Annotated in this window: 20 protein-coding genes; 9 read left to right on the top strand and 11 right to left on the bottom strand. The window is 61.8% G+C overall.

The genetic code is table 11. The annotated features are described in order from the left end of the window. Positions 1-105: 105 nt before the first annotated feature. Positions 106-909, bottom strand: coding sequence for a lipopolysaccharide kinase InaA family protein (locus tag ACX3P1_RS18655; protein ID WP_459081107.1), 804 nt, complete (start codon positions 907-909; stop codon positions 106-108). A 532-nt stretch (positions 910-1,441) separates the two neighbouring features. Between ACX3P1_RS18655 and ACX3P1_RS18650 the strand changes: the two genes are divergently transcribed. Further along, complete coding sequence (locus ACX3P1_RS18650) at positions 1,442-2,215, top strand: NAD kinase (protein ID WP_459081110.1); 774 nt, start codon at positions 1,442-1,444, stop codon at positions 2,213-2,215. A gap of 201 nt (positions 2,216-2,416) precedes the next feature. Further along, complete coding sequence (locus ACX3P1_RS18645; RefSeq protein WP_459081106.1) at positions 2,417-3,991, top strand: DEAD/DEAH box helicase; 1,575 nt, start codon at positions 2,417-2,419, stop codon at positions 3,989-3,991. A 543-nt stretch (positions 3,992-4,534) separates the two neighbouring features. Here ACX3P1_RS18645 and ACX3P1_RS18640 read toward each other — a convergent pair. The 5 genes from ACX3P1_RS18640 to ACX3P1_RS18620 all read right to left on the bottom strand — a co-directional run bounded on the left by ACX3P1_RS18640 (position 4,535) and on the right by ACX3P1_RS18620 (position 11,022). Beyond that, on the bottom strand, positions 4,535-5,182 hold the full coding sequence (locus ACX3P1_RS18640) for an OmpA family protein (RefSeq protein WP_459081105.1): 648 nt from the start codon (positions 5,180-5,182) through the stop codon (positions 4,535-4,537). 118 nt (positions 5,183-5,300) lie between these two features. Beyond that, positions 5,301-6,432 (bottom strand): peptide chain release factor 2 gene (prfB, locus tag ACX3P1_RS18635; RefSeq protein WP_459081104.1). Its coding sequence is split into 2 segments (ribosomal slippage): positions 5,301-6,365 and positions 6,367-6,432, totalling 1,131 coding nucleotides; the frame shifts between segments, so codons are not numbered across the junction. A gap of 128 nt (positions 6,433-6,560) precedes the next feature. Continuing rightward, entirely contained in the window at positions 6,561-9,005 is a 2,445-nt protein-coding gene (locus ACX3P1_RS18630; RefSeq protein ID WP_459081103.1) for a penicillin-binding protein 1A, read from the bottom strand. A 204-nt stretch (positions 9,006-9,209) separates the two neighbouring features. Continuing rightward, positions 9,210-10,466, bottom strand: coding sequence for an N-acetylmuramoyl-L-alanine amidase (locus tag ACX3P1_RS18625; protein WP_459081102.1), 1,257 nt, complete (start codon positions 10,464-10,466; stop codon positions 9,210-9,212). 7 nt (positions 10,467-10,473) lie between these two features. After that, the gene (locus ACX3P1_RS18620; RefSeq protein ID WP_459081101.1) at positions 10,474-11,022 is read right to left on the bottom strand and encodes a hypothetical protein; all 549 of its coding nucleotides are present in this window, start codon (positions 11,020-11,022) and stop codon (positions 10,474-10,476) included. 77 nt (positions 11,023-11,099) lie between these two features. Between ACX3P1_RS18620 and ACX3P1_RS18615 the strand changes: the two genes are divergently transcribed. Continuing rightward, complete coding sequence (locus ACX3P1_RS18615; RefSeq protein ID WP_459081100.1) at positions 11,100-14,042, top strand: Rne/Rng family ribonuclease; 2,943 nt, start codon at positions 11,100-11,102, stop codon at positions 14,040-14,042. Between the two features lie 156 nt (positions 14,043-14,198). Here the strand turns inward: ACX3P1_RS18615 and ACX3P1_RS18610 are convergent, their stop codons facing one another. Then, the gene (locus ACX3P1_RS18610) at positions 14,199-15,134 is read right to left on the bottom strand and encodes a glutaminase (RefSeq protein WP_459081099.1); all 936 of its coding nucleotides are present in this window, start codon (positions 15,132-15,134) and stop codon (positions 14,199-14,201) included. A gap of 4 nt (positions 15,135-15,138) precedes the next feature. Further along, the gene (locus tag ACX3P1_RS18605) at positions 15,139-16,287 is read right to left on the bottom strand and encodes a pyridoxal phosphate-dependent aminotransferase (RefSeq protein ID WP_459081098.1); all 1,149 of its coding nucleotides are present in this window, start codon (positions 16,285-16,287) and stop codon (positions 15,139-15,141) included. Positions 16,288-16,433: 146 nt separating this feature from the next. On the opposite strand from ACX3P1_RS18605, the gene ACX3P1_RS18600 reads away from it, so the two are divergent. From ACX3P1_RS18600 to aat, 6 genes are all read left to right on the top strand, one after another. After that, positions 16,434-17,834, top strand: coding sequence for a M48 family metalloprotease (locus ACX3P1_RS18600; RefSeq protein WP_459081097.1), 1,401 nt, complete (start codon positions 16,434-16,436; stop codon positions 17,832-17,834). A gap of 52 nt (positions 17,835-17,886) precedes the next feature. Next, a complete protein-coding gene (locus ACX3P1_RS18595) occupies positions 17,887-18,690 on the top strand; it encodes a DsbA family protein (protein WP_459081096.1) in 804 nt (267 codons plus the stop codon). Between the two features lie 163 nt (positions 18,691-18,853). Next, positions 18,854-19,288 (top strand): type II 3-dehydroquinate dehydratase, encoded by a 435-nt coding sequence (gene aroQ / locus ACX3P1_RS18590; RefSeq protein ID WP_459081095.1) that lies wholly within the window; start codon positions 18,854-18,856, stop codon positions 19,286-19,288. A 37-nt stretch (positions 19,289-19,325) separates the two neighbouring features. Then, the gene (accB, locus tag ACX3P1_RS18585) at positions 19,326-19,781 is read left to right on the top strand and encodes an acetyl-CoA carboxylase biotin carboxyl carrier protein (RefSeq protein WP_459081094.1); all 456 of its coding nucleotides are present in this window, start codon (positions 19,326-19,328) and stop codon (positions 19,779-19,781) included. A 21-nt stretch (positions 19,782-19,802) separates the two neighbouring features. Further along, on the top strand, positions 19,803-21,149 hold the full coding sequence (accC, locus tag ACX3P1_RS18580; RefSeq protein ID WP_459081093.1) for an acetyl-CoA carboxylase biotin carboxylase subunit: 1,347 nt from the start codon (positions 19,803-19,805) through the stop codon (positions 21,147-21,149). Positions 21,150-21,164: 15 nt separating this feature from the next. Continuing rightward, positions 21,165-21,782, top strand: coding sequence for a leucyl/phenylalanyl-tRNA--protein transferase (gene aat, locus ACX3P1_RS18575; protein WP_459081092.1), 618 nt, complete (start codon positions 21,165-21,167; stop codon positions 21,780-21,782). Between the two features lie 38 nt (positions 21,783-21,820). Here the strand turns inward: aat and ACX3P1_RS18570 are convergent, their stop codons facing one another. The 3 genes from ACX3P1_RS18570 to ACX3P1_RS18560 all read right to left on the bottom strand — a co-directional run bounded on the left by ACX3P1_RS18570 (position 21,821) and on the right by ACX3P1_RS18560 (position 23,474). Next, entirely contained in the window at positions 21,821-22,351 is a 531-nt protein-coding gene (locus tag ACX3P1_RS18570; protein WP_459081091.1) for a DUF2155 domain-containing protein, read from the bottom strand. Positions 22,352-22,461: 110 nt separating this feature from the next. Beyond that, positions 22,462-22,857: an NADH:ubiquinone oxidoreductase subunit NDUFA12 gene (locus ACX3P1_RS18565; RefSeq protein ID WP_459081090.1), complete on the bottom strand. Its 396-nt coding sequence runs from the start codon at positions 22,855-22,857 to the stop codon at positions 22,462-22,464. Between the two features lie 128 nt (positions 22,858-22,985). After that, positions 22,986-23,474 carry a GNAT family N-acetyltransferase gene (locus tag ACX3P1_RS18560; RefSeq protein WP_459081089.1) on the bottom strand — a complete coding sequence of 163 codons (489 nt, stop codon included), beginning with the start codon at positions 23,472-23,474 and terminating at the stop codon, positions 22,986-22,988. Positions 23,475-23,476 lie beyond the last annotated feature (2 nt).

The raw sequence follows: 23,476 nt of genomic DNA, 5'->3' as shown, positions 1-23,476 counted from the left end.
TCGCCCATATCCGCATGCTCACCAGACGCCTTGCAAGATATGGATGTAGTTGAAGCCTTTTCGAGTCCGACTCTGAGAGAACGGGCCCGGCTGGCCGCTGCATTGTTAGAGTTCGATTTGCAGCATCATCAGCAGGAATTTCGTGCCGGCCAGGAAACGGCGCAGATCGGCACCGAGTTTTATCCTGGCAATCCAGGAGCCAACGATAATCAGCGGCTTCATTTGCGCAATGGCGCGCGAAAGCTGCTTTTTGGCGTCAGCCGGTGCATTGGCCGACCATGCGGCGAAGGCGCGGTCCGCGGTATCGCCACGCATTGCCATGTCGCAGATGAACGCGAATATGAACAACGCGTCGCGCGCCTGGGCGCGATCCAGTTTCATGACCCGAAGCGGCGTTTGCTCAAAATCCAGATAACCGACCGCATTATCCCGCAGGAACATATCGCGGGGATGAGGCCGCCCATGGATGAGGCCTGCGGCATGGACGCGGCCCATGCTCTCGGCTATCGCAATAAGCAACGCGTCGTGCCCGGCTTCCTCACCGGCCTGCCGCAAGGCACTCAGGCGCTCCTGTATCGAATCGCCGCAATCGCTCAGAATCAGTTTGCTTTTTTCCTGATAGAGAACGTCAGGTACCGGAAAGCCCGCTTTCGCGAACGCGGCCATCCTTGCCGCCTCTCCCTTCGCTGCGTCTTCGCCGCGCTCCAGCGTCGCGGGCCGAAAGACGGTTCCAGGCAGGCCGATCGAAAGCAGGCTCTGCAGATAGTGCCCCAGGTGCAGCGTCTTCACGTCGATAGACTTGATCCACACCAATTCCGTCCCGACAGCGGCTCGCTGGATGCGGTCCGTCGATTGCGCAGCGAGTGCTGCCCAGTGGCTTTCGTCCGGGTGTTCTTGTAAAACCGCCATGATTTGCGTGCGCTCTTGATTAGTTAGCCGCATACATAGCGCGGCGAGAGCGCACAAGGAAGCCTATGCATTGACCTGACTTAGCATGTCTTCCGAAAGTAAGAACCGGTTTCGGAGTAAGACATGCGGTGGCTTCCACGCCGCGGCATATCCGCATTCAAACCTACGGCATACGCTGCGTCAGGCAAACCGTACCGGCCCCGTCGCCGCAGCGGAAGTCGGTTGGCCTCGTACTCGTCTCGTCCGATTGGCGCACCAATTGGGCAAAGACGACAGCGAAGGTTCCGAGCATCAGGAAAACGATAAGCATACGCAACAGGGGCAATGATCAATCTCGTCTGGTCAGCCCCACGCGACCCATCGACCTTAGCATAAGTTCCCCTGCTTTATGAGAGATGAAGGCATTTTTAACGATTTGACGCGGCGCGGCCGTATCGACCTCGAAATCGCGCTAGCCGGCCATCCCTTTGCAGCGCGCTTGCGCCATGCTACCCCGTTTCGAAGCGGTCCAGATCGCCGCCATCATGGAGCCATAAGCAAAATCGCCAGCCGTTTCGCCTTTGTTTCATCCGATACCGCCGACGCCAAGGCCGCGCTTGCCAGCCTGTCCAAACGCTATGGACAGGCATCGCTCGAAGAGGCCGATATCGTCGTGGCATTGGGCGGCGACGGCTTTCTGCTGCAGACGCTGCGCGACACCATGGGCACCGGCAAGCGGGTCTATGGCATGAACAGGGGAACCATCGGCTTCCTGATGAACGAGTTCCGCTCGGGCGGCCTGCCGGAGCGCATCGAGGCAGCGCTGCCGGAAACGATCCGCCCGCTGGAAATGCAGGCGGCGACCGCATGCGGCGAGACGATCTCGGCGCTTGCGATCAACGAAGTCGCCTTGTGGCGGCAATCCTACCAGACCGCCAAGATACGCATCACCGTGGACGATCAGGTGCGGCTGGAGGAACTGAGTTGCGACGGCGTGATGATCGCCACGCCGGCCGGCTCCACCGCCTATAACCTTTCCGCCCATGGCCCGATCCTGCCGCTGGACGCGCCGCTGCTGGCGCTGACGCCGGTCAGCCCCTTTCGCCCGCGCAACTGGCGCGGCGCGCTGCTCTCGGACAAGGCGGTCGTGCGCTTCGACATTCTGGAAGCGGAAAAGCGACCGGTCAACGCCGCAGCCGACCACACCGAGGTAAAGGGCGCCACATCGGTGACCGTGCGCGAATCGGTGACAATGACGGCTACGCTTCTGTTTGATCCAAGCCATTCGTGGAACGAGCGCATCCTGTCGGAACAGTTTCGCTACTGAGCGCCAGACGGTGTGGCCAGACGGCATGGCTCGAACGCCCAATCGCCGCGATTAAGGTTACGCAAGCACAATTGCGGCATTCCGGCCCGTTTGTGTTGACAAATCGTGGACTTGCGCCTATCGCGTTGGATGTTATAGCAAGCGCGAGGCGCTAGCCGCGACCAAGGTCGCGCTCCCCGAACCAGCCAAAGACCGTCACCATTGTCCTCAGACAGCCACCCCGCTGAAGAAGCGTTGAGTTTTGCAGACCTTGGCCTCTCGCCCAAGGTCCTTTCCGCAGTCACCGATGCCGGCTATACGCAGCCGACGCCGATCCAGGCCGGAGCCATTCCGCATGCCTTGCTGGGCAAGGATGTGCTGGGCATTGCCCAGACGGGAACCGGCAAGACGGCGGCGTTCGTGCTGCCCATGATTACCCGCCTCGAAAAAGGCCGCGCCCGCGCCCGTATGCCGCGCACGCTCATCCTTGAGCCGACGCGCGAACTGGCCGCCCAGGTCGAAGAGAACTTCATTCGCTATGGCAAGAACCACAAGCTGAACATCGCGCTTTTGATCGGCGGCGTTTCCTTCGATGACCAGGAAAGAAAGCTGGAGCGCGGCGCGGATGTGCTGATCGCGACGCCGGGACGCCTGCTCGACCACCGCGAGCGCGGCAAGCTTCTGTTGAACGGCGTTGAAATCCTCGTCATCGACGAGGCCGACCGCATGCTCGACATGGGCTTCATTCCCGACATCGAACGTATCTGCGAGATGATTCCGTTCACCCGGCAGACCTTGTTCTTTTCGGCGACGATGCCCCCCGAAATCACCAAGCTGACGGAGAAATTCCTGCACGCGCCCGTGCGCGTCGAGGTTTCCAAAGCCGCCAGCACCGCGATCAACATCACACAACGCCTGGTGAAATCCGGTTCGAAATCATGGGACAAGCGGCAGGTGCTGCGCGATCTCATCAACGCCGAAAGCGAAAGCCTCAAGAACGCGATCATCTTCTGCAATCGCAAGGTTGAGGTCGCCGAACTGTTCCGCTCGCTGACCAAGCACGAATTCGATGCGGGTGCCCTGCATGGCGACATGGACCAGCGCGCGCGCATGCAGATGCTGGCCGCTTTCCGCGACGGCAAGCTGAAGCTTCTGGTTGCCTCCGACGTCGCGGCGCGCGGGCTCGATATTCCCGACGTCAGCCATGTCTTCAACTACGATGTGCCGATCCATGCGGAAGATTATGTCCACCGGATCGGCCGCACCGGCCGTGCCGGTCGCTCCGGCAAATCCTTCACCATCGCGACCAAATCCGACACGAAATACATCGATGCGATCGAAAAGCTGATCAACCAGAAGATCGAATGGCACGATGGCGACCTTTCGACAGTGGTGGCCAGCGATACCGAGGACGACGCGCCCCGCCGGGGCCGTGGTGCACCACGCCGCGCCGGCCGCAAGGACGACGACAGCAACAAGCGTGATCGCAAGCCGCGCGGCGAGCGTCATGCAAAGCATGGCGATAGCACGGTAGAAGCGGCCAAGCCCGAGCGTCAGCCGGTTGTCGAAGAAGCGCCCGGCGCTGAAGCCAGCGTGCGACACGAGCGCAAGGAAGCGATCCGCAGCGAAAATACGGAGCGCAAGGCGAGGCCCGAGCGAACCGCCGAACGCGGCGACACGCGCCCGCCGCGGCGCGACAACGACCGCTCCCCCCGCCATCATCAGGAAGATAATGACGGCACGGTAGGTTTCGGCGAAGATGTGCCGGCCTTCATGCGCATCGTCGCCAAGGTCTGATCTCGAGTAGCGGACGCCTGGGTAAATTCGGGCCTCCGCTCTATCTCTTTGGTTCAGCAGCGGATTTTCCGAAAGCTGGTATTCGCTTTTCGATCCGACGCTCTCGGCTATCCTTCAACGACTATGCCGCATTCGAGTCCATGGCATGGATTCCCGACACGCTCCGCTCCCTGCGGTCGCTCACGCGGCCGGGAATGACGAGTTGCGAGGAGCGTTCCCCAACCGCCGGCGTTGGAGATTGGCGTAGACGCAAAGAAAATCCGTCATTCCCGACCGTAGGGAGCGGAGCGTGTCGGGAATCCATGGCTCGGGATAGGAACAGCCAAGCGGGTCAGGAAAACCTAAAGCCCGTCGCGATCTTTCAGATTCGCTTGCCGTGCCTTAGGTCGTTGTTTTGTCGCATGTCTTTGCCCCGAAACCGGTGCCCACTTTCGGGAGACATGCTTTAGCCGAACATGAAAACGGCCCCCCGCGGAGCCGTTTTCGTGTTTGATAACAGGGCAGAGACGCGCAATCGAGTGGCGCGCGCCCTCCCCCTCACCTTCAAGTCAGCGGCGAAAGCTGGATCTCGACGCGGCGATTCTGCGCGCGGCCGTCAGTCGTCGCATTGGAAGCTACCGGACGGGTTTCGCCGAAGCCGGTGACGGCGAAGCGCCGCTGGTCGACGCCCTGCCCGGCCAGATAGTTGGCGACGGAAAGCGCGCGGCGCTGCGACAGGTCGAAATTGTGCTGGTCGCTTCCGGTCGAATCGGTGTGGCCGAACACGTCCACCGTAGTCTGCTTGAATTTCTTCAGCACCAGGGCCACCGAGTTCAAGGTCGGGTAGAAGCCCGCCTTCACCGAATCCTGGTCCGAGGCGAAGGTGATGTCGGACGGCATGTTGAGGATGATCTGGTCGCCGTTACGCGTGACGCTGACACCAGTGCCCTCAAGCTGCCGGCGCAATTCGGCTTCGTTCTGGTCCATGGTCGCGCCGATGGCGCCGCCGGCCAAGGCTCCGATGCCCGCGCCGATCAGCGCATTGCGACGGTCGTTGCCGCCTGCAAGCGTGCCGAGTGCCGCACCTGCCAACGCACCGAGGCCGGCGCCGCCGACCGTGTTGGAAATTTTCTGGTCGCCCGTATAGGGATCGGTGGTGCAGGCGCTTGCAAGGAAAGCGGTCGCCATAATGGCGATCACGGTCTTCTTCATGGATTAAGTCCCTCTCAAATTGCGGCCGCGTAAAAAGCGCACCGGTCACCCTTCCTGGCGACTTGTAGCATGAAATGCGGCCAAATATGGAACGCAACGGGCCGAATCCGGCCCAAAATCAGTCCAGGTCGGCCACGGCTTCGCCCGCGCCGCCCTCGATTCGCTGCGACAGCGACGCTTCCATGAACTCGTCGAGGTCGCCGTCCAGCACGCCGGACGGGCTGGAGCTTTCGACGCCCGTGCGCAGATCCTTGACCAACTGGTAGGGCTGCAGCACGTAGGAGCGTATCTGATGGCCCCAGCCGATGTCGCTCTTCGACGCCTCCGTTGCGTTCGCGCTTGCCTCGCGCTTTTTCAGCTCTTCTTCGTAAAGGCGCGAGCGCAGCATTTCCCAGGCCTTGGCCTTGTTCTTGTGCTGTGAACGCTCTGCCTGGCACGCAACCGCGATGCCGGTGGCGATATGGGTGATGCGCACAGCCGAATCGGTGGTGTTGATGTGCTGGCCGCCCGAGCCGGACGCCCGATAGGTGTCGATGCGAACATCGGACTCGGAGACGGCAATGTCGATCTTGTCGTCGACTACCGGGTAAACCCAGATACTGGAAAAGGACGTATGCCGGCGCGCGTTCGAATCGTAGGGCGATATGCGCACCAGCCGGTGAACCCCGGATTCGGTCTTCAGCCAGCCATAGGCATTGTGCCCCCGGATCAGCACGGTCGCGGACTTGATGCCGGCTTCTTCGCCGTCATGCACTTCCAGCACCTCGACCTTGAAGCGGCGGCGCTCGGCCCAGCGCGTGTACATGCGCAGCAGCATCGAGGCCCAGTCCTGGCTTTCGGTGCCGCCCGCCCCGGCATGGACTTCCAAATAGGCGTCGTTGCCATCGGCTTCGCCGGACAGCAAGGTCTCGACCTGGCGCGCCTTGGCCTCGCCCTGCATGGCGCGAAGCGAGGCTTCCGCCTCGGCAACGATGCTTTCGTCGCCCTCTTCCTCGCCCATTTCGATCAGGCTGATATTGTCATCCAGCGCCTGCGTGAAATGCGTTACCGCCGTGATGCCGTCTTCAAGCTCCTGACGCTCGCGCATGAGCTTTTGCGCTTCCTGCGGATCGTTCCAGAGGCTGGCGTCCTCGGCCAGGACATTCAGGTACTCAAGCCGCTTTATGGCCTGATCCCAGTCAAAGATGCCTCCTCAGCAGGGTTATGGCCTGCCTGATTTCGTCGACAATATTCAGCGTTTCCGCGCGCATGGCTGGCTGGTCTACCTTGATTGCGTGAGATTGAACTTCAGTCGGCGCGATACATACGGACGCGGTCATCGCCTGTAAAGCCAAATGGACCCGCCGAAAGGCGAGCCCACCCATTCATCGCGCCAAAGTCAATAAAGACCGCCGCCGCCCGACTGGATCGCCTGGTTGGCGCTCGGCGAAAGCTCGCCGCCGACACCGTTGGAACCGTCGTCGCCCATGCCGATCACCCAATAGCTGTCGGCCGGGCCGGTGCCGGGCTTGAACGCCTCCATGATGGTGCCCGCCTCGCCCTCGCCAGCCCGCATGCCGGTCTTGCGGTTGATGGCGATCAACTTCATGCCTTCTGGCACCTTGAAGTCGATGTTCGGCTTGCCTTCAAGCGCCACGCGCATGAAATCCTTGAACACCGGAGCCGCAAGGCCGCCGCCGGTCGCGCCATGGCCGAGCCCCTTCGGTTGGTCGTAGCCGAAATACAGGCCGACCACGAGATTGGGGGTGTAGCCGATGAACCAGGCGTCCTTCTCGTCATTGGTCGTTCCCGTCTTACCCGCGATGTGGCGACCAAGCTCGTTGATGGTGGCGCCGGTGCCGCGCTGCACGACGCCTTCCATCATCGACGTGATCTGGTAGGCCGTCATCGGATCGAGCACCTGCTCGGAATTGTCGATCAGTTCCGGCTCCGGCTGGTTGTCCCAGGCGGCGGCGTTGCAGCCTTCGCAGCCGCGACCGTCTTGCTTGAACACCGTCTTGCCGTAACGGTCCTGAATGCGGTCGATCAGCGACGGCTTGATCGACTTGCCGCCATTGGCCATGATCGAATAGGCCGAAACCATGCGCATCACCGTCGTCTCGCCCGAACCGAGCGCCATCGGCAGGTAGGGCGCGAGATGGTCATAGACGCCGAAGCGCTCCGCATATTCCACGACAAGCTTCATGCCCATGTCGTTGGCTAGGCGAACCGTCATAAGATTGCGCGAACGCTCGATGCCCGAGCGCAAGGTTGCCGGCCCGGCAACCCGGCCGTCATAGTTCTTCGGCGTCCACACCGTATTGCCGCTCTTGATGGTGATCGGCCCGTCCATGATGACGGAGGCCGGCGTATAGCCATTGTCGAGCGCCGCCGAATAGACGATCGGCTTGAACGACGAACCAGGCTGGCGCATCGCCTGCGTGGCACGGTTGAACTCCGAGCGTGAATAGGAAAAGCCGCCGACCATGGCCAGCACGCGGCCCGTATGTGGGTCCATGGCGACCAGGCCGCCTTCCACTTTCGGCACCTGGCGCAGAAGATACGCGCCCTCGGCGCCCTCTTTCTTCTGCACGAAAACAACGTCGCCCGCCTTCAGCACCTCTGCCGGCGATTTTGCCTTGAGCGATTTGCCGTCGACGATATGGCGCATGGCAAAGCTCATATCTTCTTTGGAAACAGTGCCTTCCGCGCGCTCCTTGACCAGCTCTCCCGATGCCTGCCTGTCAGGCTGCAAGCCGATCGTCAGGCCGGTTGCCGAACTGTCGAGCACAACGGCCAGCGACCATTCGGGCACGTCTTCCAGCCCCTTTACTTCACCCAGCGGCACACCCCAATCGCCCGACATATCGATCGTGGTCACCGGGCCGCGATAGCCGCGCAGCATGTCGTATTTGATCAAGCCGTTCTGCATCGACCTGCGCGCAATGAGCTGAAGCTTGGGGTCGAGCGTGGTGCGCACCGACAGCCCGCCTTCGTACAGCGCTGCCTCGCCATAACGCGCAATGATCTCGCGGCGTACCTCTTCGGTAAAATACTCGCCGGCAAACAGATAAGTCCCACCGTGGCGCGGCGTGACGCCAAGCGGCTCGGCCTTGGCCTTGTCACCCTCCTCGTGGGTGGCGTAACCGTTCTCGACCATCTGATCGATGACCCAGTTGCGGCGCTCGACAGCACGGTCGGCATGCCTGAAGGGGTGATAGTTCGAAGGCCCTTTCGGCAGCGCCGCCAGATAGGCGGTTTCGGCCAGGGTCAGTTCATTCACCGACTTGTCGAAATAGGTGAGCGCGGCCCCGGCGATGCCATAGGCCCCAAGCCCGAAGTAAATCTCGTTCAGGTAAAGTTCGAGGATACGATCCTTCGAATAGGCCTGCTCGATGCGGAACGACAGGATCGCTTCCTTGATCTTGCGGTCGATGGAGCGTTCGTTGGTCAGCAGGAAGTTTTTCGCGACCTGTTGCGTGATGGTCGAACCACCCTGCATCGGGCCACCGGTGGCGTAGCGCAACGCGGCGCGGCCAATGCCCATGATATCGACGCCCGGATGGGTATAGAAATTCTTGTCTTCCGCCGACATGAAGGCGGCCTTCACCCGGTCTGGAATAGCCTGGATCGGCAGATAGAGCCGGCGCTCATGCGCATATTCGGCCATCAGCGCGCCATCGGAAGCGTGGATGCGCGTCGTTACCGGCGGCTCGTACTTGGCCAGAACCTCATAATCCGGCAGGTCTTTCGTCAGATGGCCGACATAGATGGCCGCGCCCGCCGCAACGAGCAGCGCCAGCGTCGTGCCTATGCCGAAAAAATAGCCGATAAGACGAATCATGCCCGCTCCAGTCCATGGTCCGGCATTTTCCTAAACAAACCAGCCTCGCGCGCAAGGTTCTGGAACGGAGCCGATCCGCAATCGCGAACCCATGTCGCCAGGATGTGGACAAAATGCGGCGATCGATAAAATCGGTTTCCGGCGCTGGAAATAAACACGGCCTGTGTTGTGTGCGGGCAACGTCTCTCAGGACGGAGAGGCATCTCAGCCTCCCGCCGCGGTTTTGGCGGACGCGAAAATCTTGATGGCGTTGGCAATGCTTGCGGTCGCCTTGTCGCGCCAATCCGGATCGAGCAGTTGCGCCTCATCCTCGGCGTTCGACAAATAGCCCAGTTCGACGAGAACCGATGGAACGTCCGGGGCCTTGAGCACCCTGAACCCGGCGTAGCGGTGCGGATTGTTGATCAGGCCGACGCTGCTCGACATCTGCCCGACCAGCGTGTTGGCAAAACGCATCGAAAAAGAATGTGTCTCGCGCCGGATCAGGTCGATCAGGATGTCGGTCACTTCGGGGCTGTCGTTCTTGATCTCGATGCCGGCGAGCTGGTCGGAAAGGTTTTCGCGGTCGGCAAGCGCCTGCGCTTCCGCGTCGGACGCCTTGTCGGAGACGGTATAGACCGTCGCGCCCCGGATACCCTTCAAATTGATGGTATCCGCATGAACCGAAATGAACAAATCGGCCTCATGCTGGCGGGCGATGCGCACCCGGTCGTCGAGGCGCAGGAATTCATCCTTGTCGCGGGTCATGAACAAATCGTACTTGCCGGTGGCCGCAAGTTTGTCCCGCAATTCCGTTGCGAAGGCCAGGGTGACGTTTTTCTCGATCGTACCGCCGGCACTTTCGGCTCCGCCGTCTATGCCGCCATGGCCCGGATCGATGACGATGGTGAAGCGATGCGAAGGGGCAGGCGCGACCGGAGCGCCGACCCGGCTGCTCTTGTCGGTCGAAACGGTCGAGCCTGTGGTTTGCGCCTGCACCGCAAGCGCTTCGTCGAATTCCCGTTCGGATGCCGCCGACAGATCCGCGACCAGGCGGTAGCCGGTTGCATCGTCATTCTTGAGCACCTCGAGTTTGTCGATTGCGAACGGCCCCTTACCGGTCAGCACAAGCCGCGAGGCCGTGCCATCGAGCGCACCGTAGCGCACATGCTTGACCAATCCCCTCGCCTTCAAATCCTTGGGATTGATCGAAAAATGCGTGGCAGGCAGGTCGACCACCATGCGGTTGGGGCCACGCAGCAAAAACCACCTTATGTCCGGCTCGCGGTCGAAATTCATGACGATGCGCATATGGGTGGCATCGCCCGCCATCTTGAAGGACAACGCCCGCAGCGGCGCATCCGCGGCGCTGGCTGGCGGCGAAAGAGCAAGAAGAACGACGCTCATCAACAAGAAAAGCACGACGCTGCCGAAACGGCGGGCAGCGCAGACCCTCTTGCTCGTGACCGCTTTAAGCTCCATCTCGGTATCAGCCGCTTTCGACAGGACGTTTTTTCTTGAAGGCGGTTCGCCATCGCGGGTCAGCCCGAAGCTGATTAACGATTGGTATCCAGAGAAGGTTAACCAACCCTTTTTCCGCGACAACGCAGCCGATGCGCCTTTTTGCCGGCATTGGAAATAGGGTTGCCTTCCACCCCGCCTGACCATAAAAGCGATGGTGGATCACTGCAATCCTGGAACCGCCCTTCCACGCAACTTCCTGTCGAAGGCGAAACCAAGGGCGGCCCTCGCATAAAGCGATAAAGGCTGGGTGATTGCGACGGATTTCGCAGGCGTGTGCCCGTGGCGGGGGAATCGTCTGCGTGAGGAAAACGGCATGGGTTTGTCCCGCGCCGGCTCTGTACGAGCAAACAAGCTGGTCCGGGTTTTCCGGGCTTTGGTTCAAAAACGTTATGCTGGCGACGATGGCTTTAGACGCAACTTTGGAAAGGTCCGCATTGAACCGCGCCATTTTGGCTGCGGGCGGTACCGCCATTGCGCTCAGGCTGCGGCCAGCGGACACACAATTATCCGGCATGCACACAAATCCAGTTCCACGGCGGCGGGCCTTGCCCGGCTGGCGGCTGCTGGCGGCTGCCGGAAGGACACAAAACAATGCCCAACAAGATGCTAATAGACGCCTCCCACCCGGAGGAAACACGCGTCGTCGTGGTTCGCGGCAACCGTATTGAAGAATTCGACTTTGAATCGCAGGACAAGAAGCAGCTTAAAGGAAACATCTACCTCGCTCGCGTAACGCGCGTAGAACCTTCCCTTCAGGCAGCCTTCGTCGAATATGGCGGAAACCGGCACGGTTTCCTCGCCTTCAGCGAAATTCACCCCGATTACTACCAGATCCCCGTAGCCGACCGTCAGGCGCTGTTGCGCGCCGAAGCGCAGGAAGCCGAAGACGAGGAGAACGAAGAAACAGAGAGCGAAGGCCGCAATGACCGCGGCCGTCGTGGACGCCGCCGTGGCGGCAAGGGCCGCGAGCGCGCCGGACATCACCCTGAAGCCGGTGCAGCCAGCGAAAACGACGATGAAAACGGCGCCGGCGAAGACGGCGACGAGACCGAGGATCGTGGCGTCGTACAGGCTCTCGACACCGAGGAAGCCGCTCCCCCTGAAAATGGCGAAGAGCCCGCTGCCGCTGCTGAAACCGAAGAGCCTGCCGCCGCCGCTACTGAGACCGAATCGCCCGACGAAGGCGGCTCCTCGATTGCGGCCAGCGTCGACGCCGACGTGATTTCCGAAGCAGCGCCGGCTGGCGAGCCCACGGAGGCGACCTCCGACGACAACGATCGCGGCATGCTGGAGGAAGTCCACCACGCCAGCCACGACGACCACGAGATCGAATCGGTAGGCGCGGAAGACGCGCTGGAAGAGGTGCGCAACCGCCGCAAGCCGGCGCGCCGCCAATACCAGATCCAGGAAGTCATCAAGCGCCGCCAAATCCTGTTGGTGCAGGTGGTCAAGGAAGAACGCGGCAACAAGGGTGCCGCCATCACCACGTACCTGTCGCTTGCCGGCCGCTATTCGGTGCTGATGCCGAACACCGCGCGCGGCGGCGGCATTTCGCGCAAGATCACCAACGCGCAGGACCGCAAGCGGCTCAAGGAAGTCGTCGCCGATCTGGAGGTGCCGCAGGGGATGGGCGTTATCCTGCGTACCGCAGGCGAGAGCCGCACCAAGGCCGAGATCAAGCGCGACTACGAATATTTGATGCGCCTGTGGGAGAATGTGCGCAACCTGACACTCCAGTCGACGGCCCCTTCCCTCGTTTATGAGGAAGGCTCGCTGATCAAGCGGTCGGTGCGCGACCTCTACAACAAGGAAATCGACGAGGTGCTCGTCTCTGGCGAGGACGGCTATCGCGAGGCCAAGGACTTCATGCGCATGCTGATGCCCAGCCATGCGAAGGTGGTGCAGCCTTACCGCGACACGACGCCGATCTTCGTGCGCAGCGGCATCGAGGCGCAACTCGACCGCATGCTGCAGCCGCAGGTGACGCTGAAGAGCGGCGGCTACCTCATCATCAACCAGACCGAGGCGCTGGTCGCGATCGACGTCAACTCCGGGCGTTCCACCAAGGAGCATTCGATCGAGGAAACGGCGCTCCACACCAATCTGGAAGCGGCCGAGGAAGTGGCGCGCCAGTTGCGGCTGCGCGATCTTGCCGGCCTCATCGTCATCGACTTCATCGACATGGAGGAGAACCGCAACAACCGCGCTGTCGAAAAGCGGTTGAAGGATCACCTCAAGAACGACCGCGCCCGTATCCAGGTCGGCCGCATCTCGCATTTCGGCCTGATGGAGATGTCGCGCCAGCGCATCCGCGCCTCGGTGCTGGAATCGACCATGAAGCCCTGCCCGCATTGCGGCGGCACCGGCCATGTGCGCTCGGACTCGTCGGTGGCGCTGGCCGTGGTGCGTGCGATCGAGGAATTCCTGCTCAAGGATTCCAAGTGCCACATCACCGTGCGCACCCCGGCGGCAACAGCGCTTTACGTGCTCAATCACAAGCGCGGCACGCTGGTCGAACTGGAAAGCCGGTTCGGCCTGACGATCACCATCGAAGCGGACGACACGGTCGGCGCTCAGCTCTACGCGATCGCACGCGGCCCGGTTGCGGAAAAGCCGGTCGGCTTCGTCGAAGCGCGCGCCCTTCCCGTCTATGACGAGCCGGAAGAGCCGGAAATCGTCGAGGAAGAGGACGAAGAAACTTCCGAAGCCGCAGCCGAGGAAACGCCCCGCCAGACCCAGCAGCAGCATGCCCGGCCAAGCGAAGACGGCGAAGGCCGTGACCGCAAGCGTCGGCGTCGGCGTCGGCGTCGTGGCGGCAAGGATCGCGAACACGGCGATACCGAGCATGGCGACAATGGCAACGGCGAAAACGGCCAAGAATCGGCTGCGGACGACGCCACCTCCGAGAACGGCGAACCCGCCGTTGCAGGAACAGACGGCAACGGCGTTGTTGCCGATGCGACAGAAGCCTCGACCAACGACGTGACCGAAGCGTCCGACGACGCACAGGGCAAGAAGCGTCGGCGCGGCAAGCGCGGCGGAAAGCGCAATCGCCCGGACGAAGGCGAGCAGACTGCCGAAGCCAACGCCGAAGGCGATGCAGCCCCGGTCGCAACCGAAGGCGATGCCATCTCCGAAGCTCCAGCGGCTGAAGAGCCGGTGGCTGCACCGACCGAAGTACAGCCGGAAGAAAAGCCGAAGAAGCCGCGCCGCGTAGCCAAGCCGAAGAAGGCAGCCGCTGCGGAAGAGGTTTCCGAGGCCGTTGCCGAAGCGCCGGTAGAAGCACCTGCCGAGCCGGTGGCTGAAGAAGTGGCGGCGGCTCCGGCCGAGAAGAAGCCGGCCAAGCCCCGCGCGCCGCGCCGCAAGCCGGCGGCGGCTGCAGCGGAAGCTGTGACCGAACCTGCTGCGGCACCGGTAGCCAAGCCTACAGAAAAGGCCAAGCCGGCTGAAAAGACCAAGCCAGTTGAGGCTGAAGAAGAAACCGAGGGAAAGCCGAAGCGCGCCGGTTGGTGGCAGCGCAAGGGTTTCTTCTAGGATTCCAGCTAGTTAAGCCGAACACCTGACAAAAACCCCGCACTGTCGAAAGACAGCGCGGGGTTTTTTTTGCTACTGAACGGGTCGGAAAGACATTGGCTGCATCAGCGCAAGGCAGCCAAAAACGACCGACAATTGCAGCCGAAACGGCGATCCCTACGGGGCGAAGATCGACCAGTTCATCCGCTTCGCCAGCTTTTCGAGCGCGATCGAACCCAGACGCGAATTGCCGTTGGCGTTGAGGCCGGGAGACCAGACGGCGAGTGAGGCGAGGCCGGGCACGATGCCCAATATGCCGCCGCCGACGCCGCTCTTGGCGGGAATGCCGACGCGGAAGGCGAAATCGCCCGAGCCGTCATAATGGCCGCAGGTCAGCATCATCGCGCTGATGCGCCGAGCGCGCTCGCCCGACACCACCGTATGCCCCGACAGCTTGCCGTCATTGGCAAGAAACCGCCCGGCAAACGCCAGTTGCCGGCAACTCATGGCGATGGCGCAGTGGTGGAAATAGACGCCCAGCGCCAGTTCCGGCGCATGGTTGAGATTGCCGAACGACTTCATGTAGTTGGCCAGCGCAAAGTTGCGAAAGCCGGTCGCGCGCTCGGAAGCCGCCACTTCGCGGTCGATGACGATGGTTTCGTCGTCGGCGAGGAAGCGGATGAAGCGCAAAATCTCGCCGATCGCCTCGCGCGGCTCATGCCCGGCAAGCAGGATATCGGAAACGACGATAGCACCCGCATTGATGAGCGGGTTTCTCGGAATGCCGTTCTCGTGCTCCAACTGCACGATCGAGTTGAACGGATTGCCCGACGGTTCGCGCCCTACCCGCTTCCACAAGGCGTCGCCGATATGGCCGAGCGCCAGCGTCAGCGTGAACACCTTGGAGATGCTCTGGATCGAAAATGCTTCGTCAGCGTCGCCCGCGCTCAGCACGCGGCCGTCATTGGTGGCGACCGCGATGCCGAATTTTTGGGGATCGACCTTGCCCAGTTGTGGAATATAGCTGGCGACCTCGCCCCGGTCGGTGCGCTCGGCCATTTCGGCTGCGATGTCGACAAGCGCCTGCCCGAGTTCGAATTCCGGTTCGGACATGGCGCTATCTCAACCAGCGCTCGATGCGATCCAATGCCTCGACCATATCGTCATGGCTGCCGGCATAGGAAAAACGCATGGTGCGATGGCCATGACGCGGATCGAAGTCGCGGCCGGGCGTCGCCGCGACATGCGCCTCGGCCAGCATGCGCCTGGCGAACGCCATGCTGTCATTGGTAAGCCTGGTAACATCGCAGAAGGCGTAGAACGCCCCGTCCATCGGTGCGGCCAACGGAAAACCGAGTTCCGGCAGGCGTTTCGCCAACAGTTCGCGGTTCCAGGCATAGCGCGCCTTGATTGCGTCCAGTTCCACGGTCGCATTGAACGCCTCGGTGGCAGCTACCTGTGACAATTCCGGAGCGGAGATGTAGAGGCTTTGCGCGATGCGCTCCACCGGCCGTACCAGCTTCTCCGGCAACACCATCCAGCCGATGCGCCAGCCGGTCATGCAGTAATATTTGGAAAACGAATTGATGACCGTCACGTCCGCGCCATAGGCGAGCGCCGAGGTGTCGGGCGCGTCGAAGGCCAGCCGGTGATAAATCTCGTCAGAAATCACCGCGATGCCCAAGTCGTTTGCCGTCTCCACCAGGGCGGCCAGTTCGGCGGCCGGAATAACGGCACCGGTCGGGTTCGCCGGGCTGGCGAACAGCACGCCCTTCAGCGGCTTATCGCGATGCGCCGCCTTCAAGTGCTCGGCGTGGAGATAGGCTTCCCCCTCCAGCTCGATCTCGACGATTTCGATGCCGAGCGCCGCCATGATGTTGCGATAGGCGGGATAGCCCGGTGCCGCGATGGCGACGCGGTCGCCCGCGTCGAACATGGCCAGGAAAGCCAGATTGAAGGCCGCCGACGAGCCGGTTGTCACCGCGATCCGCCCCGGCTCGACGGCGATGCCATAATGATCGGTGTAGTGGCCGGCGATGGCTTTGCGCAACGTGGCCAGGCCAAGCGCGTCGGTATAGCCGATGCGCCCATTCGCCAGCGCAAGCCGCGCTGCCTCGCGCACTCTGGCCGGTGCGGGATCGGAAGGCTGGCCGACGGCCATGGAAATGACGGGCGCGCCCGCCGCCTTCAGCCGGTTCGCCTCCGCCAGAATATCCATGGCGTGAAACGGTTCGACCTCACCGCGCCGCGAAAGCGAAACAACCATTCTGCTCGATCCCATTCTGCTCGATCTTTGTTGGCCATGTAGCCTCTGGCCGCACAAATGCCCGATTGGTGTGAGGTTCACAAGTTGATGAAGTTTTTCGCGCTGCCTTTTATTCCGGGGCCGCCTCGGCTACCAGTGGACGCATCATGCTGAGCCTGTCACGCCCGACTTTGACCTTCGCCGGGACCATGCGCGCCTTCGCCACGCTGTCGCTGGGCGCGGTAATGGCTGTCGCCAGCGCGGTTACCGCCTTTGCACAGAACGTGCCGGTGGTCCGCGACGCCGAGATCGAGGCGCTGGTGCGCGACTATGCACGGCCTATCTTCAAGGCGGCCGGCCTGTCCAACGCCGGCATCCAGATCATCCTGGTCAACGATACCAGCTTCAACGCGTTCGTTGCCGGACGCCGGCTGTTCATCAATACCGGCGCGCTGATGCAGGCCGAAACGCCCAATGAAATCATCGGCGTCATCGCGCATGAGGTCGGCCACATCGCAGGCGGGCACCAGCAGCGCCTGCGCGACCAGCTCGAACGTGCCAAGACCATGGCCATCGTCGCCGGATTGCTCGGCGCAGGCGCGATGGTGGCGGGTGCCGCAACCGACAACAGAGGCCTTGCAGGCGCCGGCATGGGCCTTGCCACGGGCGGCGGCGAGGTAGCGCGCCGCACCTTGCTCACCTATCAGCGCGGCGAGGAAATGACCGCCGACCGTTCGGCGATAACCTACCTCAACGCCACCGGCCAGTCCGGCAAGGGCATGCTCAAGACCTTCGAGCGCTTCCAGAGCGCCCTGTCGCTGTCAGGCGCGCAGATCGACCCCTACCGGATCAGCCACCCGATGCCGCAGGACCGCATCTCCAACCTGCAGACCCTTATCCAGAAAAGCCCCTACTACGATCAGGTCGATCCGGCAGCGCTTCAGCAGCGCCACGACATGATGCGCGTCAAGATCGCCGTCTATACCAAGGGTCAGGCGGCGGCTTCGCGCCTGCTGCGCCAGACCGACGACAGCCTCGCAAAACGCTACGGCGATGCGCAATCGACCTATCTGTTCGGCAACCCGCGTTCGGCTTTGACCAAGACCGACGCCTTGATCAAGACCCAGCCGAAAAACCCCTATTTCCAGGAATTGCGCGGCGACATCCTGATGAAGATCAACAAGCCGAAGGACGCCTCGGTCGCTTATGGAAAGGCCGTCAGCCTCGACCCGGCCAAATCTGGACTGTTGCTCATCTCCGACGGACAGGCGCTGTTGGCGACGGGGACAAAAGCCTCAACGAAGGACGCCATTTCCAGGATAAAGGCTGGCCTGCAACGCGATAGCGAGAACTCGGCCGGCTATCGCTATCTGGCGCAGGCCTATGGCGAACTTGGCGACATAGCGAATGCGGACCTGGCCACCGCCGAGAGCCACTACTATTCCGGTTCCTACCAGAACGCGAAAATCTTCGCGGCGCGCTCCCAGCAGAAATTCAAGCGGGGCGAGCCGGGATGGCTTCGCGCGCAGGACATTATAAATTACCGGCCATCCGGCAAGAAGAATTGAACCCTTCTGCGGCGAGCATCGCCGCGAGGAAACAGGCGCAAAGGATAAAGAGATGAAAAGAGCAACTCTGCTCGGAACCACGGTGGCAATCGCTTGCGCCTTGCTGGCAGTCGGCTTCGCCGCTGGCGGGCTTCAACCGGCCAATGCCGAAACAGCGGCCAAGACGGTAGATGCCGCACCTGCGGCCACCAAGGTCGACCGTATGGAGATCGAAGCCATCGTGCGCGATTACCTGCTGAAGAACCCGGAAGTGCTGCTGGAAGTGCAGGACGCGCTTGAGGCGAAACAGAAGGAAGAGCAGCAGATCGCTCATCTGGGCGTTATCAAGGACGCCAAGGACGCAATCTTCAATTCGGCGTTCGACGGCGTCGTCGGCAACCCGAAGGGCAAGGTCACCATCGTCGAGTTCTACGACTACAATTGCGGTTTCTGCAAGCGCGCCATGGAGGACATGCAGGCGCTGACCAAGGCCGATCCCGACCTGCGCTTCGTGCTGAAGGAATTCCCCATCCTTGGGCCTGACTCGCAAAAGGCCAGCGTCGTTTCGATGGCGTTCCACAAGATGATGCCGGAGAAGTACGGTGAATTCCACAGCGCCCTTCTCGGCGGCCAGGGCCGCGCCACGGAAGCGGCCGCGATCAAGATCGCCCTGTCGCTCGGGGCGGACGAAGCCAAATTGCAAGAGGGCATGAAGGACCCGACGATCCTCGAAGCCATCTCCAGCACCTACGATCTGGCCAACAAACTCGCCATTACCGGCACCCCGTCCTATGTCGTCGGCAACGAGGTGGTATTCGGCGCTTTGGGCCAGGATGTACTGGCGGAGAAGATTGCGGCTGCCAAAGCCGCGCTCTGAGACCCATTTTCGCCGCATGGCAGGCAATTGTGGCCGCTGTGGACAGCGCAAGAACGTACTTGCGCTCTTCTCGCAGCGGTCTATGCCCGTTATAGAGGTAGGACTTGATAGAGGATAGGGCTCGGCGCGCTATCGACTGCGGTGCCGGGAAAGGTCGACATTTTTGAAAACGGTTTTCGTTCTGAACGGTCCCAATCTGAACATGCTCGGCAAGCGCGAGCCGGGGATCTATGGATCGAAGACGCTCGACGACATTGCCGCTGAATGCAGGCAAGCCGCTGCAACGCTGGGGATCGAGATCGACTTCCGCCAATCCAACCACGAGGGCGATCTGGTGGGATGGATACAGGAGGCGGCTAAGGCTGCCGGCGGCGTCGTCATCAATGCCGGGGCTTATACCCACACGTCCATCGCCATTCACGATGCCATCGCCGCAGTTGCCCCGACGCCCGTTGTAGAGGTGCACCTGTCCAACATTCATGCGCGGGAATCCTTCCGCCACAAATCCCTGGTCGCGCCCCATGCCGTGGGCATGATTTGCGGTTTCGGATCACTCGGCTATACGCTGGCCCTTCAGGCGCTGGCTGCCCGTATCTGATGCCCGGACCTGAGAAATGACAAAAGAAAGTTCTCCTATGACGACAAAGAAATCCGGTGTTGACCAGCAGTTGGTGCGTGACCTCGCGGGCATCCTGAACGATACCAACCTCACCGAAATCGAAGTCGAGCTTGGCGATCTCAAGGTTCGGGTGTCCCGGCAGTCGGCGGTTCATGCCATTGCCGCGCCGCAGTCTTACGCGCCGCCGGCACCGGTGGCAGCGGCAGGCATCGCACCGGCCGCCGTGGCGGAGCCCTCGAAGAACGCGGTTACCTCGCCCATGGTCGGCACCGCCTATCTTTCCCCTTCGCCCGATGCCAAGGCTTTCATCGAAGTCGGCCAGTCGGTCAAGGAGGGCCAGACGCTGCTGATCATCGAAGCGATGAAGACGATGAACCAGATACCCTCGCCGCGTTCCGGAACGGTCAAGGCGATCCTTATCGAGGATGCCCAGCCGGTTGAATACGGCATGCCGCTCGTGGTCGTCGAGTAAGCCCGGGAACAGGCGCAAAACATGTTCCAGAAAATCCTCATCGCCAATCGCGGCGAAATCGCCCTCCGGGTGCTGCGCGCCTGCAAGGAACTCGGCATCCAGACGGTCGTGGTCCATTCGACGGCCGATGCCGACGCCATGCATGTGCGGCTCGCCGACGAAAGCGTGTGCATCGGCCCGCCGCCATCGCGCGACAGCTACCTCAACATCCACCAGATCGTCGCCGCTTGCGAGATCACCGGCGCGGATGCTGTGCATCCCGGCTACGGCTTCCTGTCCGAGAACGCGAAATTCGCGGATATCCTGGCGGCCCACAACATTACCTTCATCGGCCCCTCCGGCGACCATATCCGCATCATGGGCGACAAGATCGAGGCCAAGCGCACCGCAAAGCGGCTTGGCATCCCGGTCGTGCCCGGTTCGGACGGCGCGGTCAGCGAGGAAGTCGACGCCAAGCGCATTGCGGCCGACATCGGCTATCCCGTCATCATCAAGGCGACGGCAGGCGGCGGCGGTCGCGGCATGAAGGTCGCCCATTCGGAAGACGATCTGATCGAGGCCCTCCAGACGGCCAGTAAGGAAGCCGGTGCCGCCTTCGGCAACGAGGCCGTCTATATCGAAAAATATCTCGAAAAGCCGCGCCATATCGAAGTCCAGGTGTTCGGCGACGGTTTTGGCAACGGCGTGCACTTTGGCGAGCGCGATTGCTCCTTGCAACGCCGCCACCAGAAAGTTTGGGAAGAAGCCCCCTCGCCAGCCCTAAACGCCGAAGAACGCGCCCGTATTGGCGGCATTTGCGCCAAGGCGATCGCCGATCTCGGCTATTCCGGCGCCGGAACCATCGAATTTCTCTACGAGAACGGCGAATTCTACTTCATCGAGATGAACACGCGCCTGCAGGTCGAGCACCCCGTGACCGAGGCAATCACCGGCATCGATCTGGTGCACGAGCAGATTCGCGTGGCCTCCGGCAACGGGCTTTCCGTCAAGCAGGAAGACATCCGCTTCCAGGGCCACGCCATCGAATGCCGCATCAATGCCGAGGATGCGCGCACCTTCGTCCCCTCGCCCGGCACCATCACGCATTTCCATACGCCCGGCGGCCTCGGCATCCGTGTCGATTCGGGCGTCTATTCGGGCTACCGGATCCCGCCCTATTACGATTCGCTTATCGGCAAACTGATCGTGCATGGCCGCAACCGGGTCGAGTGCATGATGCGGCTCAGGCGCGCGCTGGACGAATTCGTGGTGGACGGCATCAACACGACGCTGCCGCTGTTTCGCGATCTCGTCGGCAATCCCGACATCGCCAATGGCGACTACGACATTCACTGGCTGGAAAAATATCTGGCCGCCAAGACCGACTGATTGCGGCGCGGCGCGATGACACGTCCCTACGCGCCGGGCAACCGCATCCCGACCGACCTTCTGCTCAAGGCCTATGCGTCGGGCGTTTTTCCCATGGCCGAAAGCGCCACGGACCCGGAGATATTCTGGGTCCGGCCGGAAACACGCGGCATCATCCCGCTCGACGCATTCCACGTTCCAAGAAGCTTGCGGAAGACGCTGCGCAAGGCTCCGTTCGACATCCGCTTCGATTTCGATTTCGAGGCGACGATCGAGGCTTGCGCGCAAGAGCGGGAAGAACGCCGTTCGACCTGGATCAACCAGCCGATCCGCGAGGCTTATGTCCAGCTTCACCGCATGGGACGCTGTCATTCCGTCGAGGCCTGGCAGGACGAAAAACTGGTAGGCGGGCTTTACGGCCTGTCGCTCGGCCGCGTCTTTTTCGGCGAAAGCATGTTTTCCAAGGCAACGGACGCCTCAAAGATCTGCCTCGTCCATCTGGTCGCGCGCCTCAACGAGCGCGGCTTCGCGCTGCTCGACACGCAGTTTACCACCGAGCACCTGAAGCATTTCGGTGCAATCGACGTGCCGCGCGGAAAATACGAAAAGATGCTGGCCGAGGCCCTGAAGAGCGAAGCCGTTTTTTTCCCCTGAAGTATAGAGGCTCGAATCGAAGCCTCGGTATCCAGCGCCTAATTTGCGTTGGTATCTGCCGGCGGCTGCGTGGCCGCAGCTTTGGCGGGTTTTCCCTTGGCCGCAGGCGCCTTCGCATTATCCGGTGCCGGCACGGCGGACTTCTGCTTGCAGGCTTTCAGCCACACGTCATAGACGGGGTGTTCCACCGCATTCAGGCCGGGGCTTTCGGCGAACATCCAGCCGGTAAAGATTCGGCGTATTTTCCGATCGAGCGTGATCTCGTCGACCTCCACGAAGGAATCTGTCTTCGGCTCTTCCGCTTCCGGTCGCGAATAGCAGACGCGCGGCGTCACCTGCAGCGCGCCGAACTGGACCGTTTCATTGATATAGACGTCGAAGCTGATGATCCGGCCCGTGATCTTGTCCAGCCCGGCAAACTCGGCCACGGGGTTGGCAACGCGTGCGGCAGCGGCAGGGGCAGCCGGTGCCGGGGAAACCGTTTCCTGGGCGCATACGGCGGAAGACAGAACCGGGATCGCAGCGACCGCCACCAGTCCGTTCGTCAGGAGTCGGCAAAGAGAATTCATGCAGATACCGGTGGTTTGCGTCCGGGGTGATTCCGTGCGGCCAAGGCTATCCGCCGCTGGCCGTTCAGCAAGCGCCTAAACGTCAATTGTGGCGATAAAAGACCGATACCTCAACCACCCGGCGTCCAGGCATCGTAGTCGCCGGTAACCTGCGGGCGCCGCTGGTTGCCCAGCAAAGAGCCCTTGGGCCGGTAGGCGGCAGCGCTGCCCGTAAAATTGGGCTCATGCGGCTTTTCCCAATCATGCGGCTTGTAGTCTTCGCTGGGCGGCGCAACGTCGACGCGATGATGCATCCAGCCATGCCAGCCGGGCGGAATAGCCGAGGCTTCCGAATAGCCCTTGTAGATAACCCAGCGGCGCGTCTGCCCATCCGAATTGATACCGCCCTCGTAATAGACGTTGCCGGCGGCATCCTGCCCGACCCGCTGGCCGTGCTTCCACGTATGGAAGCGCGTGCCCCAGGTCTGGTTGTTCCACCAGGTGAAAAATTGCAAAAGTAACTTCATGCCTGTCCTCGCGGCGGCGAATTCACGTTGCCTGCTTATGGCGTCAGCAAGCCGCGAAGGCAAGGGTTTTACGCGCTCGCACGGCAAAGGCTGGGCGCGAACCACAGGACAAAACGGTCGCTTGGCCTTCAGGAAAGTTTCTTTTCCAGCACCAGCGCCGGAAGGCCTGAACCGCCACCGCAATCAGACGTGCTGCCGGCCGGCAGAAACCCGTTCGCCCGGTAGAAAGCGATAGCGGCTCCATTGGCCTCTTCCACTTCCAGCCGAAGCACTTTCGCTTCGGGAAAGCTTTCCTCGACTTCGTCCAGCAAAGCCCTGCCGATCCCCCTGCCCTGAAAGTCAGGATGCACATAAAGCTGGTGAAGCATCACGATCACCGGATCGTCGGTCGCCGCAGCAAAAGCCATGCCGCCGAGCCGTTTGCCGTCGTCGGCAACCAGAAACTCCGAGTTCGGCCGGGTCAGCCGCGCCTTGAGCGATGCAGTAGAATGCCACTCGCCGGTAATGTCATTCACCTTTTCAACGCCATAAATACCATCGTAGGTCGCGTGCCACGTCAGGGTCAGCAGATCGCGCACCACATCAAGGTCGCGCTCGCCGGCGGTGCGAACGAACATCT

The sequence above is a fragment of the Mesorhizobium sp. A623 genome, from assembly GCF_054489405.1.
Note: the sequence above shows the minus strand (reverse complement) of the source record. Positions and strands in the feature narration are given on the sequence as shown.

Bases quoted from the DNA above. Each gene is read 5' to 3' on its own strand.
- ACX3P1_RS18620 (WP_459081101.1), bottom strand. From the start codon at position 11,022: ATGCCGGATAATTGTGTGTCCGCTGGCCGCAGCCTGAGCGCAATGGCG.
- ACX3P1_RS18565 (WP_459081090.1), bottom strand. From the start codon at position 22,857: ATGAAGTTACTTTTGCAATTTTTCACCTGGTGGAACAACCAGACCTGG.
- accC (WP_459081093.1), top strand. From the start codon at position 19,803: ATGTTCCAGAAAATCCTCATCGCCAATCGCGGCGAAATCGCCCTCCGG.
- ACX3P1_RS18610 (WP_459081099.1), bottom strand. From the start codon at position 15,134: ATGTCCGAACCGGAATTCGAACTCGGGCAGGCGCTTGTCGACATCGCA.
- ACX3P1_RS18625 (WP_459081102.1), bottom strand. From the start codon at position 10,466: ATGGAGCTTAAAGCGGTCACGAGCAAGAGGGTCTGCGCTGCCCGCCGT.
- ACX3P1_RS18570 (WP_459081091.1), bottom strand. From the start codon at position 22,351: ATGAATTCTCTTTGCCGACTCCTGACGAACGGACTGGTGGCGGTCGCT.
- ACX3P1_RS18600 (WP_459081097.1), top strand. From the start codon at position 16,434: ATGCTGAGCCTGTCACGCCCGACTTTGACCTTCGCCGGGACCATGCGC.
- accB (WP_459081094.1), top strand. From the start codon at position 19,326: ATGACGACAAAGAAATCCGGTGTTGACCAGCAGTTGGTGCGTGACCTC.
- ACX3P1_RS18615 (WP_459081100.1), top strand. From the start codon at position 11,100: ATGCCCAACAAGATGCTAATAGACGCCTCCCACCCGGAGGAAACACGC.
- ACX3P1_RS18640 (WP_459081105.1), bottom strand. From the start codon at position 5,182: ATGAAGAAGACCGTGATCGCCATTATGGCGACCGCTTTCCTTGCAAGC.
- ACX3P1_RS18605 (WP_459081098.1), bottom strand. From the start codon at position 16,287: ATGGTTGTTTCGCTTTCGCGGCGCGGTGAGGTCGAACCGTTTCACGCC.
- aat (WP_459081092.1), top strand. From the start codon at position 21,165: ATGACACGTCCCTACGCGCCGGGCAACCGCATCCCGACCGACCTTCTG.
- ACX3P1_RS18560 (WP_459081089.1), bottom strand. From the start codon at position 23,474: ATGTTCGTTCGCACCGCCGGCGAGCGCGACCTTGATGTGGTGCGCGAT.
- ACX3P1_RS18630 (WP_459081103.1), bottom strand. From the start codon at position 9,005: ATGATTCGTCTTATCGGCTATTTTTTCGGCATAGGCACGACGCTGGCG.
- ACX3P1_RS18595 (WP_459081096.1), top strand. From the start codon at position 17,887: ATGAAAAGAGCAACTCTGCTCGGAACCACGGTGGCAATCGCTTGCGCC.
- ACX3P1_RS18655 (WP_459081107.1), bottom strand. From the start codon at position 909: ATGGCGGTTTTACAAGAACACCCGGACGAAAGCCACTGGGCAGCACTC.